Source organism: Variovorax sp. GW460-12-1-14-LB1, assembly GCF_059423605.1.
Map to the genome: position 1 here is coordinate 36,651 of NZ_JBWKYF010000050.1, position 12,075 is coordinate 48,725.

Sequence of the window (12,075 nt, forward strand, 5' to 3'; positions counted from 1 at the left end):
CGCAGCCCCGGCCCGAACACGACAAAGAAGGTGAAGCCCATGAATGCGCGTTGGTACCCCCCGCTTCCCGCACCGTACAACCCGGAACCCGAGCGCCCGCACTCGCGGTTCAAGGAATACGTCGACCTGATGCTGGACAACCGATGGCTGATCGCCTCGGTCACCGCCGCGGTGTTGGTGCTGGGCGCGGGCTACGCGCTCTTCGGGCCGCGCGTGTACGAAGCGAACGTGCTGATCCAGCTCGAGGATGCCGAACGTTCGCCCGGCGGCGCGGGCGATGCCGCGGTCAACGGCGTGGGCGTGAAGACGCCGACCTCGGGCGAGGCCGAGATCCTGAAGTCGCGCATGGTGCTCGGTCAGGCGATCGAGAACACCAAGCTGTTCATCAAGGCCCGCCCGCACTACATCCCGGTCGTGGGCGCCTTCATCGCTCGGCATTCCAAGACGCTGTCCAGGCCGGGCTTCCTCGGCATGCGCGGCTACGTGTCGGGCACCGAGCGGATCGCGGTCGCGCAGATGGACGTGCCGCCGGCCCTCGAGGGCAAGAAGTTCCTGCTGACCACTGGCAAGGACGGCACCTACACCCTGACGCACCCCGACCTCGACACCCCGCTGCACGGCCGGGTCGGCGAGCCGCAGGACAGCTCGGTGCCGGGCGGCACGGTCCACCTGCTCGTGGCCTCGATCGACGCCCGGCCCGGCGGCGCCTTCGAGCTGACCCGGCATTCCACGCAGCTCACCATGCTCGAGCTGCAGCGCGAGCTGCGCGTGATCGAGAAGGGCAAGCAGTCCAGCGTGATCGACGTGAGCTGGCAGACCGACGATCGCGAGCACCTGGCGAACCTGCTCAACGAAGTGGCGCGCCTGTACATGCGCCAGAACATCGACCAGAAGACCGCGCAGGCCGAGCGCACGCTGAACTTCCTGGGCACCGAGCTGCCCAAGTTCAAGCAGCAGCTGGAACAGTCGGAAGAGGCCTACAACCAGTACCGCAACCAGAACGGAACCATCAGCCTGGACGACGAGGCGCGCAACGCGCTGTCGCAGAACGTCGACCTGCAGGCCAAGCTGCTCGACGCGCGCCAGAAGCGCCTGGACCTGGCAAGCCGCTTCACCAGCCAGCACCCGATGCTGATCACGCTCGACGCGCAGATCGCCTCGTTGCGCAAGGAACTGGGCGGCGTGGACAACCGCATCCGCCGCATGCCGATGCTGCAGCAGAACTCGCTGCGCATGCAGCGCGACATCAAGGTCAACACCGAGCTCTATTCGTCGCTCCTGAACAGCTCGCTGCAGATGCGCCTGGCCCGCGAAGGCCGCATCGGCAACGTGCGCGTGCTCGACCAGGCGCTGTCGCCCGAGAAGCCGGTGCGGCCCAAGGCGGTGATCGTGATGGCGCTGGCGCTGGTCGTGGGGCTGTTCCTGGGCGCGGTCACGTCGGTGCTTCGCAAGGTGCTCAAGAACACGGTCGCCACCCCCGACGAGATCGAGATGCGCACCGGCCTGAACGTCTACAGCACGATCGCACTCAGCACGCGGCAGGGCACGCTCGACCGCGCCATCCGCCAGGGCAAGCCCGGCGTGAAGCTGCTGGCGGCCTCGCACCCGGACGACCCGGCGCTCGAAGGCGTGCGCAGGCTGCGCACCGCGCTGGGCTTCCTGATGGCGGGCGCGCAGAACAACCGCATCCTGCTGACCAGCGCCACGCCGGGCGCGGGCAAGACCTTCCTGTCGGCGAACTTCTCGGCCGTGCTGGCGGCCTCCGGCAGGCGTGTGCTGCTGATCGACGCCGACATGCGCCGCGGCAAGCTGGCGAGCCAGTTCGGGCTCAAGGCGACCACCGGCCTGTCGGAGCTGATCGCCGGCACCGCCACGCTCGCGCAAGCGGTGCATGCGCAGGTGCTGCCGCACCTGGACGTGATCACCACCGGCAAGCTGCCGCTCGATCCGGCCACGATGATGGGTTCCACTGCGTTCACGCGGTTGCTGGAGACCCTCTCGGCGCTGTACGACGCCGTGGTCATCGATGCGCCGCCGATCCTGCTGGCGACCGAGACCGTGGCGATGTCACCGGACGTGGGCACCCTGATGCTCGTGGCCCGCGCCGGCGACAGCGAACTGGGCGACCTGGTGGAGAGTGCCAAGCGGCTGGCGCATGTGGGCGCGGCGTTCCACGGCGTGGTGCTCAACGCGCAGGACGCGCGGCAACGCCACAACGCCTACGGCTACGACTACGGGCCCTACGGCCTGCCGCCGAACATCTATCCGCCCGCGCTGGGGCACACCCCCCGCGCCGAACCGGAGCGCGCGACATCATGAGCACGCACCTTTCACGCACGCCGCACCGCACCGCCGCCCGCCCCGTGCCGGTGGGCGGCTCGCGGCTCCTGCAGGCCGTCAAGCGCGCCATGGACATCCTCCTGGCGGGCGCCTTCTTCCTGTTCCTGGGCTGGGCCTACGCGCTGATCGCCCTCGGCGTGCTGCTGACCTCGGGCGGCCCGGCCATCTACGTGCAGCCGCGCTACGGCCGCGACGGCCGGATCTTCCGCTTCTACAAGTTCCGCACCATGGCGCCCGACGCCGATGCCCTGCTGGCCAGCCACCTGCGCGAGAACGACACGGCGCGGCGCGAATGGGAGAAGTTCCAGAAGCTCGAGCACGACCCGCGGATCACCCGCTTCGGTGCCTTCCTGCGTCGCTACAGCATCGACGAGTTTCCGCAGTTCTGGAACGTGCTCAAGGGCGACATGAGCATGGTCGGCCCGCGCCCCTGCATGTTTGCGCAGAAGGAGCTGTACGGCCCGTACTGGGCGTACTACTGCGCCGTTCGCCCGGGCATCACGGGCCTGTGGCAGATCAGCGGACGCAACGAGGTGAGCTACCGCCGCCGCGCGGCCATGGACGCCGAGTACGTCGCCACGCTGTCGCTGCTGCGCGACGTCGTGATCCTGCTGAAGACCTTCCGCGTCGTGCTCGGGGCGCGCGGTTCGCGCTGAGACCCGAAGCCCCCTCTTCCTTCACTGAAAGAACGCCATGCGAATCTATGTTGCAGGTCATCGCGGAATGGTCGGCCAGACGCTCACGAGGCGCCTGGGCGAACTCGGCCACGAGGTCGTGACGCGCAGCCACGCCGAGCTCGACCTGCTCGACCAGGCCGCCGTCGCGCGCTTCTTCGCGACCGAGCGCGTCGACCAGGTCTACGTGGCGGCGGCCAAGGTCGGCGGCATCCACGCCAACATGACCTACCCCGCGCAGTTCATCTACGAGAACCTGCTGATCGCGGCCAACCTCACGCACCAGGCCTTTCTCGCCGGCGTCAAGCGGCTGCTGTTCCTCGGCTCCAGCTGCATCTACCCGCGCCTGGCCGAACAGCCGATCCGCGAAGAGGCCCTGCTCACCGGCAAGCTCGAGCCCACCAACGAGCCCTACGCGATCGCCAAGATCGCGGGCATCAAGCTGTGCGAGAGCTACAACCGGCAGTACGGCGCCACGCACGGCGTCGACTTCCGCAGCGTGATGCCGAGCAACCTCTACGGGCCCGGCGACAACTACCACCTGGAGAACAGCCACGTGGTGCCCGCGCTGATCCAGCGCTTTCACCTGGCCAAGATCAGCCGCACGCCGAGCGTGCTGATCTGGGGCAGCGGCCGGGCACGGCGCGAGTTCCTGTATGTGGACGACATGGTCGAGGGCTGCCTGGACGTGATGAACCTGTCGCGCGCCGCCTACGACCAGCACACCGATCCGATGCGCGGCCACATCAACCTCGGCACGGGCGAGGACGTCTCGATCGCCGAGCTGGTGGAGCACATCCGCGAGGTCGTGGGCTACGAGGGCAGCATCCACTACGACCTGGCCCAGCCCGACGGCGCACCGCGAAAGCTGCTGGACGTGTCGCGCGCGGCCAGCTTCGGGTGGCACGCCACCGTGCCGCTGGCCGAAGGGCTGCGCCGCACCTATGCGGACTACCAGACGGCGCGCCGGACCGCCGCAGAGGCCGAGCACGCCTGAAGAAGAAACGGACCTCGCCATGAGAACCCTCGTCTTCTGGTCCGGCATCGTCTGCGCCGCGCTGTGCGGGTTGATCGATCCTGTCTGGGGCTACGGGGTGGTGTTCGTGCTGACGGTGGTGCAGCTGTCGATGCTGGGCACCGCCAGCGACAGCGTGTTCCTGCTGATCCACTACACGGCGGTTCTCATCTACTTCTCGCTGGCGCCGGCGATGCAGATCGCGACCGACACCGACTTCTGGGAGGTCGGCATCGTCGGGCAGGCCGCGCACACGCAGGCGCTGATGCTCGTGCTGCTGTACATGGCCGGCGTGGAAGCCGCACGGCTGGGCCTGCCCGAGCCGCCCGCCGCGCCCCGGCCGGCGCAGCGCGCGCTCAGTGCCGGCGTCGCCCACCCCTTCCTGCTGCTGGCCTGCCTGGAGGTGGCGTTCGCCATGCTCTTCCTGCGCCCCGACATGAACTTCACGGCGCGCGGCGTGATTTCCGAAGAGGAGGCCGCGCCGGTCCAGTACATCGTCTATTCCACGCTGCCCAAGCTCATGGTGCTGCTGTGCTGCGTGGCGCTCGCGATCCACGCCACGCGCCAGCGCACGCTGTGGGCCTGGTGCGTCGCGGGCCTCGCGTTCGCACTGGCCGCCATCGCCGCCAACCCGGTCAACACGGCGCGCCAGGTCATCCTGATCGGGCTGCTTCCGCTGCTCATCCATGCGCTGGGGCGGCGCCACCGGTGGACGCTCGCCGCCGTGATCTTCGGCGCCATCGCGGGCCTGGGCCCGGTGCTGAACCTGATCTCGCGGGACGCCATGTGGGGCGCGGAGCTGGCGTCCTACCCGTTCAGCCAGGACTTCGACGCGATGTTCGTCGTCGCGGGCATCCTGGAGCGCGCGCCCTCGCCCGACCTCGGCTACGGGCGCTACCTGCTCTCGGCCTTCTCCTTCATCCTGCCGCGCGAACTGAAGATGTTCCCGGGCTACGACCCGCTCGGCTGGCCGGCCGTGCTGGGCAACTTCTCGCAGAGCAACCTGTCGCTGCCGCCCTTCACCACCGCCTACTTCGACTTCGGACTGGCGGGCCCGGCCCTGCTGGGCTTCGCGGTCTCGGCGCTCTTTCGCCTCGTCGACAAGGCCATCGACCCGCAACGCACGCTGACGGCCGGCTACCTGTGCGCGCTGGTGCTGCTGGCGGCCTACGTGCCGTTCCTGCGCGGGCCGATCCTGGGCTGGGGACCGTTCGCCGTCTCGGGGCTGGTCGCGGCCGTCGTCGCCGGCAGCCTCGCGGCATGGTTCCGCAGGCCGGCCCCCCACCCGGCGCGCGCCAGCCTGCCGACCGCATGAGAACGCACGCACGCAGGAGCGACCATGGCCACCTACCTCTTCTACGACACGATCCGGCTCAACGCGTCGGCGGGCGGGGTGCTGAACGTGTCCGAGGTGCTGCTCGAGAGCATGCGCGACGCGCCGGGCCACGAGGTGCAGCCGGTCAGCGAGCGCCATCCGCACCTGTACGCGGCCGCACGGCGGCTGAAGATCAGCCGCTTCATCCTCGACACGCTGCTCTACAACGTCCACCTGATGCGCGGGTGGCTGCGCGGGGAGCGCGTGTACTCGCTGTTCCCGAACTACTTCCTGCCCTTCTCGCTGCTGGCGCCCTTCGGCCGCCACCGGGATTCGATCGTGGTGGTGCACGACGTGCAGTACAAGTCGTACCCGCAGTACTTCAGCGCGCGCAAGCGCCTCTGGCTCGACTGGAACCTGCGCCGCGTCGCGCGCAGCGCCGCCGACGTGGTCTTCATCAGCCGCAGCAGCCAGGAAGATTTCGAGCGGCACTTCAGGCGCTGCGAGCACCCGGCGGTGATCTTCAATCCCGTGGATGCGGGTGCCGTCGCCGCTAGCGCCGACAGCACGGCAGCGCCCGACGGGCGCTACCTGATCGCGGCCTACCACTACTACCCGCACAAGAACTTCGAAGGCATCCTGAAGCTCTTCGTGCGCATGAAGCGCCAGGGCCTGGTCGACTACCTCGACATCACCGGCAACGGCGCCAAGGAGGTCGAACGCATGATCTCGGCCATGGCGCCCGCGTTCCGCGGCTGCGTGCGGCACCGGGGGCTGGTATCGCGGGAAGAACTCCTGCGGCTGTACCGGGGCGCGACGGCCTTCATCTCGCTGTCCACCTTCGAGGGCTTCAACCTGTCGGCCGCCGAGGCGGCCACGCTGGGTGTGCCGCTGCTGCTCTCGGACCTTCCGGTGCACCGGGAGCTCTTCGCGGGCTACGCGTTCTTCATCGGCAATGAATTCGTCGGCCTCGGCGGCATCGAGCGCTACCTGGCCGCGCACCAGCGCACGCGCCCCGCATGGTCGCTCTCGCGGGTCTGCACGCCAGGCGCGGTGGCCGCGAGTTACCTCAGGCTGAAGCGCGGCGACGCGTCGCTGGCGAGGGCCACGCCATGACGAACCGCGCACGCTCCCTGCTTCGCGCGCTCGCGGTGCTGGCGCTCGGGCTGGCCGCGTGGGCGCGGCCCGCCGTCGCCGCACTTCCCGAAACGCCGGGCGTCCCGGGCTTCGGCGTCATGGTGCATTACCTGCCCGACAAGCAGTCCATCGCCGGCATCGGGCGCTTCGACGTCGACGCCTTCGCCGCCTCGCTCGCGGAGATGCGCGCCAGCCACCTCATCCTCACGCTCGGGCAGAACAACGGCCAGTTCATCGCGCCGAACGCCGCCCTCGAAGCGCTGTGCCCGCGCAGCGCCGCGCACCGTTCGCCGCGCGACCTGCCGATGGAGATCGGCCGCGCGCTGCGCCGCCACGGCATCGCGCTGATCCTCTACCTGCCCTTCCGCGCGCCGCAAGGGGATGCCTACCTGATGGAATGCCTGGGCGATGTCTCCGAGCAGCAGCCACCGCCGACGCGCTTCATCGCCGCCTGGTCGGCGGTGATCGACAGCTGGTCGCAGCACTACGGCGCAGTCGCCACGGGCTGGTGGTTCGACGGCGTCTACAACACGACAGGCATGACGACGCGCGACTGGGACCGGTTCTGCGCGGCCGCGCGCAACGGCGCACCCACCCGGTGGCTGGCCTTCAATGCCGGCGAGGGGGCGGCGCGCTTCAGCCTCAAGAGCGCGCCGTGCCAGAACCTCATGGCAGGCGAGTACCTGCAGCCCGCCGCACGCCTGGCCTCGCCGCCCTCCGAACTCCGGCTGCATGTGCTGACGCCACTGGGCGCTTCCTGGGCCCAGCCGAGCGCGCCGCGCTTCTCGGCCGCGCAGCTGCGCAGCTGGATCGGCGACGCGAACGCGCGGGGCGGAATGCTCACGCTCGACATGCCGCTGGACGCCGACTTCCACTTTCTTCCCGCCCACGTCGCGCTGGTACGCAGCGCCACCGCGCCGCGGCCCTGACCCGTACCAACCCGCTTGCCCGACCATGGACCACGCCCTCCCCTTCATCGTTGTGGAAGACCGCCAGAACACGGCCCTGCGCCTGTGCTGCGAATCCGCGGCCATGGCGCAGGAGCAGCTGGTCGTCCTGTCGGACACCGATGCCGGCCCCGCATACGAACGCTTCTGCCAGGCCTACGTGCACCTGTCGAGCAACACGCCGGCGTTCGAGAAGATCTGCTTCCGGCGCTACTTCCTCCTGGCGAACCATCTCGCAGCGCACCCCGATTGCCGTGCCTTCGTGCTGATCGACAGCGACGTGCTGCTGTTCCACGGCGTCGGCGCCCACATTGCGCGCCTGGTGGGCAACGCCGACTTCTCCGGCTCCAGCATCCTGCCCACGGACGACTGGAACCCCTGCCAGATCTCGCCGCACGTGAGCTACTGGACGGCGGCCGGCCTGCAGGACTTCGTCGCCTGCCTCGTGCGCATGTACAGCACGCCCGCGGGCCTGCACCAGCTGCGCGACATCGCCGAGCGCTTCGCGGCCCGCAGCGTGCGCGGCGGGGTGTCCGACATGACGCTGCTGTACCTGTGGGCACAGGCCAGCGGCAACACCGTGCCGATCAACCGGGTGTTCGACGGCCAGGTGATCGATCACAACGTCAACGGCGGCACCAACCACTTCGTGCGCGAGTTCTGCGTGCGCGGCGGCGCCAAGCGCCTGGCCTTCGTCGACGGCCAGCCCTGCCTGCAGACGCCAGTGGGCGACACGGTGCGCGTGCTCGCGCTGCACTTCCAGGGCGCCGCCAAGCTGGCGATGCAGCCCGCGCTGCATCGCCGCGTGTACGCGGTCGCGGCGCTGACCTGGGCACTGCAGATGGCGCGCCGGGCCAAGAACAACGCGCACCGGATCGCCTCGCGCGCGCGCCGCGTGGCCGACACCCTGGGCGTCGCGCAGGCGCCAACGCCGAAGCACCCCGCGGACGGGAGCACGCCATGAAGCCCGCCGCCGGCACCTCGTTCGCCCTGCCCGGCATCCGCCTGGCGCAGCGCCTGGGGCTGGGGGCGCTCGCGTCGCGGCTGTATGTGTACCTGTCGGGCTTCCTGGCGATCTTCCTGATCGCGGCGCAAGTGGCGCCCGCGCGCTTCGGCGAGTACTCCGTCTACCAGTCGGTGCTCGAAGTGGCGCTCGTCGTGGGCACGCTGGGCAGTTCGCTGCTGTTCTCGCGCAATGCCGCGAGCGTGCCGCCCCGCGTGACCCGCGGCGACCTGGTGCGCACGCTGGCGATCGGGCTGCCGCTGGCCGCGCTGCTCGCGGCCGGCGTCGTGGGGGCGCAGCGCCTGCCGGTGGCCGGCGCGCCCTTCATGCTGATCGTGCTGTCGCTCGCGGTCTTCGCCTTCAACAGCCTGCGCCTGTCGTACAGCCGGGGCCTGGGCCATGCGGGCCTGCTCAACCTGGAGTCGGGCGTGCGCGCGACCGTGCTGGTGCTGGGCGTGGCGACGCTCGCTGCGCTCGGCCTGGAGATCGGCGTGGCGCACCTGCTCGCCATCAACCTGCTGGCCTTGGTGCTCGTGGGCGCGGCCATCTTCCTGCCGGCGAACGGCGCGGCGCCGCCGGCCGGGCCGCCCGTGCTGGCGCTCGCGTCGCAGGCCAGCGCCACGGTGTATGCGCTGCTGACCTTCCTGCTGCGCAAGTCGGACCTGCTGCTGGTGGCGCTCTTCATGCCGCTGGGCTATGTGGGCGCGTTCAAGCTGGCCTTCCTTCTCGCGGAGGCGCCCTCGCAGTTCGTGCAGGCCTTTCTCGTCACGAAGACGCCGGCGATGCTGGACGCCAACGCGGCCAACCTGACGATCGAGAAGCTGCGGCTGGCGCGGCATTCGTTCCTGCTCGGCTGCGTGCTCTTCGTGGGGCTGGCGGGGCTGATGGCGGTGGCCGCGCCACTGCTCAAGCTCGGCCCCGAGGCGCGCGACATCTTCGTGTGCATCGCGCCGTACTTCCTGCTGAGGACCTACACGGTCCACCACGAAACGATGCTCTCGCTGAACGCCACGATGGGCTCGCTCGGGTGGTGGACGCTGCTGGAGTTCGCGCTGCGGCTGGCCTCGTATGGCGTCGTGATCTCGCTCTTTCCCGACAAGCCGCACTACGTCTTCTTCATCGCCTTCGTCACCGACTTCGTGCTGTACGAGCTGCGCATGCGCGCGCTGTTCGGCTTCTTTCCGATCGTGCGCCTGCTGCGCCCGGCCCTGGGGAGATCGCCGTGAAGATCCTGCTGTACTCGATGAACTTCGCGCCCGAGCTGGCCGGCATCGGCAAATACTCGGGCGAGATGGCCGACTGGCTCCAGGCCCGGGGCCACGACGTGCGCGTGATCGCGGCGCCGCCCTTCTTCCCGCACTGGGCGGTGTTCGAGGGCCATTCGGCCTGGGCCTACCGCAAGACCACCGGGCGCAACGGCCTCACGGTCTGGCGCGCGCCCACCTGGGTGCCTTCGCAGCCGCGTGCGCTGGCGCGCGTGGCGCACCTGTGCTCGTTCATGCTGTCGAGCATGCCGCTGCTGCTGGCGCAGGCGCGCTGGAAGCCCGACCTTGTGTTCGTCGTGGAGCCGCCGCTTTTCTGCGCGCCCGCGGTGCTGTGCTTCGCGAAGCTGCTCGGCATCAGGTCGTGGCTGCACATCCAGGACTTCGAAGTCGATGCGGCGTTCGGCCTGGGCCTCGTGCGCGGCGCGGGCATGCGGCGTGTCGCGCTGTCGCTCGAGCGATGGCTGCTGGCGAGGTTCGACCGCGTCTCGACCATCTCGGTGGCCATGGTCGACAAGGCCAGGAGCAAGGGCATCGGCGAAGGCCGGCTGGTTCTCTTCCCGAACTGGGTGGACGTCTCGGCGATCCGCCCCGCTCCCCGCGCAGTCGATGGCTACCGGGCCGAACTGGGCATTGCGCCCGATGCCGTGGTCGTGCTCTATGCGGGCAGCCTGGGCGCCAAGCAGGGCATCGAGCTGCTGGCCGAGGCGGCGGGCCTGCTCGCCGACCGGCAAGACATTCACTTCGTGATCTGCGGCAACGGCCCGAGCCGCGCCTCGCTGAAGTCGGCCTGCGCCGGCCTGGACCGCGTGCACTTTCTCGAGCTGCAGCCCGCCGAACGGCTCAACGAATTGTTGGGCACGGCCGACATCCACGTGCTGCCGCAGCGTGCCGATGCCGCCGACCTCGTGATGCCCTCGAAGCTGGCCGGCATGTTCGCGAGCGGCAAGGCCGTGATCGCCACGGCGCACCCCGGCACCGAACTCGCCCGCGTGGTCGCGGACCGTGGCTTCGTGGTGCCCCCGGGCGATGCGGCCGTGCTGGCCGACGCGATCGCGCCGCTCGCATGCTCACCGGGCCTGCGCCAGGCGCTCGGTGCGGCGGGCCGCGCGTTCGCGCTGGCGGAGCTCGACCAGGACGCCATCCTGTCGCGCTTCGAACAAGAGCTGCTTCGCTGCGTGGCGGACCGAGGCACGGCCACGCCAACCCCACTGCGCGAGTCCCAACCATGACCCACTCAAAGATTCTGGTGACGGGTGGTGCCGGCTTCGTCGGAAGCCACGCCTGCGTGGCGTTGATCGCGGCCGGCTACCTGCCGGTGGTGCTGGACACGCTGGTCAACAGCGACCCGCGTTCGCTGGAGCGCGTGGCACGCATCTGCGGCGTGCAGCCGCAGCTGGTGCGCGGCGACGTGCGCGACGCAGCGGTGCTCGACCGCGTGTTCGCCGAGCACGGGGTCGACGCGGTGCTGCATCTGGCGGGGCTGAAGGCGGTGAGCCGCTCGGTGAGCGACCCGCTCGGCTACTACGACGTCAACGTGGCGGGCAGCCTCGCGCTGGCGCGTGCCATGGAGCGCGCCGGCGTGCGCACGCTGATCTTCTCGTCCTCGGCCACGGTCTACGGCGACATCCCGCGCTCGCCGATACGGGAGAGCGCGTCGTACGCGGCCGTCAACCCCTACGGGCGCTCCAAGGTGATGGTGGAGCGCATGCTCGCGGACCTCGCCCGCTCCGATCCGCGCTGGGGCATCGCGTGCCTGCGTTTCTTCAACCCCATCGGCGCGCACGAGAGCGGCCTGCTGGGCGAACACCCGCAGGGACCGCCCGATAACCTCGTGCCGTATGTCTCGCAGGTCGCGGTGGGCGAGCGCGGGCACGTCGTCGTGCACGGCAACGACTACGAGACGCACGACGGCACCGGTGTGCGCGACTACGTGCACGTGATGGACGTGGCCGAAGGCCATGTGGCGGCCCTGCGGTACGCGACGCTCCATCGGGGCCTGCTCACGGTGAACCTGGGCACGGGGCACGGCGCCTCGGTGCTCGACGTGATTGCGGCCTTCGAACGCGCATGCGGGCACCGCATCGCGGTGCACATCGGTCCGCGCCGTCCCGGCGACGCCCCGGCCTACTGGGCGGACGTGCAGCACGCCCAGGACCGGCTCGGCTGGCGCGCACAGCGCAGTCTGGACCAGATGTGCGCCGACAGCTGGCGCTGGCAGCTGGCGAACCCACGCGGCTTCGACGAACCGGTGCCGGGCTTCCCGGTCCGCGCCGCCGACGGCGCCACACCGACCGCCGTCCCTCACTCACTTCAACCGGGGCAAGAACATGGCTGAAAACACGCTCACACCCTCTGGCGACCCCACCCCCGCCGTGATGG

At 70.0% G+C, this 12,075-nt stretch carries 10 protein-coding genes; all 10 read left to right on the top strand.

All coding sequences use genetic code 11. The features are described from left to right. Positions 1-39 precede the first annotated feature (39 nt). From AC07Y4_RS22660 to galE, 10 genes are read left to right on the top strand one after another with little or no spacing between them, the layout of a single operon-like run. Positions 40-2,319: a polysaccharide biosynthesis tyrosine autokinase gene (locus AC07Y4_RS22660; protein WP_495275158.1), complete on the top strand. Its 2,280-nt coding sequence runs from the start codon at positions 40-42 to the stop codon at positions 2,317-2,319. Then, positions 2,316-2,996: a sugar transferase gene (locus AC07Y4_RS22665; RefSeq protein ID WP_495275159.1), complete on the top strand. Its 681-nt coding sequence runs from the start codon at positions 2,316-2,318 to the stop codon at positions 2,994-2,996. The genes AC07Y4_RS22660 and AC07Y4_RS22665 overlap by 4 nt, the downstream gene beginning before the upstream one ends. Before the next feature lie 37 nt (positions 2,997-3,033). Beyond that, the gene (locus AC07Y4_RS22670) at positions 3,034-4,011 is read left to right on the top strand and encodes a GDP-L-fucose synthase family protein (protein ID WP_062473254.1); all 978 of its coding nucleotides are present in this window, start codon (positions 3,034-3,036) and stop codon (positions 4,009-4,011) included. 19 nt (positions 4,012-4,030) lie between these two features. Continuing rightward, positions 4,031-5,344 (top strand): hypothetical protein, encoded by a 1,314-nt coding sequence (locus AC07Y4_RS22675; RefSeq protein ID WP_495275160.1) that lies wholly within the window; start codon positions 4,031-4,033, stop codon positions 5,342-5,344. A 24-nt stretch (positions 5,345-5,368) separates the two neighbouring features. After that, on the top strand, positions 5,369-6,460 hold the full coding sequence (locus tag AC07Y4_RS22680) for a glycosyltransferase (RefSeq protein WP_495275161.1): 1,092 nt from the start codon (positions 5,369-5,371) through the stop codon (positions 6,458-6,460). Beyond that, positions 6,457-7,410, top strand: a complete 954-nt coding sequence (locus AC07Y4_RS22685) for a hypothetical protein (RefSeq protein ID WP_495275162.1) — start codon at positions 6,457-6,459, stop codon at positions 7,408-7,410. Before AC07Y4_RS22680 ends, AC07Y4_RS22685 begins: the two co-directional genes overlap by 4 nt. 25 nt (positions 7,411-7,435) lie before the next feature. Further along, the gene (locus tag AC07Y4_RS22690) at positions 7,436-8,392 is read left to right on the top strand and encodes a hypothetical protein (RefSeq protein WP_495275163.1); all 957 of its coding nucleotides are present in this window, start codon (positions 7,436-7,438) and stop codon (positions 8,390-8,392) included. Then, positions 8,389-9,657, top strand: coding sequence for a polysaccharide biosynthesis protein (locus AC07Y4_RS22695; protein WP_495275164.1), 1,269 nt, complete (start codon positions 8,389-8,391; stop codon positions 9,655-9,657). The genes AC07Y4_RS22690 and AC07Y4_RS22695 overlap by 4 nt, the downstream gene beginning before the upstream one ends. Continuing rightward, entirely contained in the window at positions 9,654-10,925 is a 1,272-nt protein-coding gene (locus AC07Y4_RS22700; RefSeq protein ID WP_495275165.1) for a glycosyltransferase WbuB, read from the top strand. Before AC07Y4_RS22695 ends, AC07Y4_RS22700 begins: the two co-directional genes overlap by 4 nt. Continuing rightward, the gene (gene galE / locus AC07Y4_RS22705) at positions 10,922-12,031 is read left to right on the top strand and encodes a UDP-glucose 4-epimerase GalE (RefSeq protein ID WP_495275166.1); all 1,110 of its coding nucleotides are present in this window, start codon (positions 10,922-10,924) and stop codon (positions 12,029-12,031) included. Before AC07Y4_RS22700 ends, galE begins: the two co-directional genes overlap by 4 nt. The last annotated feature ends 44 nt before the right edge of the window (positions 12,032-12,075 follow it).

Coding starts and splice junctions, on each gene's coding strand:
- AC07Y4_RS22660 (WP_495275158.1), top strand. CDS start 40: ATGAATGCGCGTTGGTACCCCCCGCTTCCCGCACCGTACAACCCGGAA.
- AC07Y4_RS22665 (WP_495275159.1), top strand. CDS start 2,316: ATGAGCACGCACCTTTCACGCACGCCGCACCGCACCGCCGCCCGCCCC.
- AC07Y4_RS22670 (WP_062473254.1), top strand. CDS start 3,034: ATGCGAATCTATGTTGCAGGTCATCGCGGAATGGTCGGCCAGACGCTC.
- AC07Y4_RS22675 (WP_495275160.1), top strand. CDS start 4,031: ATGAGAACCCTCGTCTTCTGGTCCGGCATCGTCTGCGCCGCGCTGTGC.
- AC07Y4_RS22680 (WP_495275161.1), top strand. CDS start 5,369: ATGGCCACCTACCTCTTCTACGACACGATCCGGCTCAACGCGTCGGCG.
- AC07Y4_RS22685 (WP_495275162.1), top strand. CDS start 6,457: ATGACGAACCGCGCACGCTCCCTGCTTCGCGCGCTCGCGGTGCTGGCG.
- AC07Y4_RS22690 (WP_495275163.1), top strand. CDS start 7,436: ATGGACCACGCCCTCCCCTTCATCGTTGTGGAAGACCGCCAGAACACG.
- AC07Y4_RS22695 (WP_495275164.1), top strand. CDS start 8,389: ATGAAGCCCGCCGCCGGCACCTCGTTCGCCCTGCCCGGCATCCGCCTG.
- galE (WP_495275166.1), top strand. CDS start 10,922: ATGACCCACTCAAAGATTCTGGTGACGGGTGGTGCCGGCTTCGTCGGA.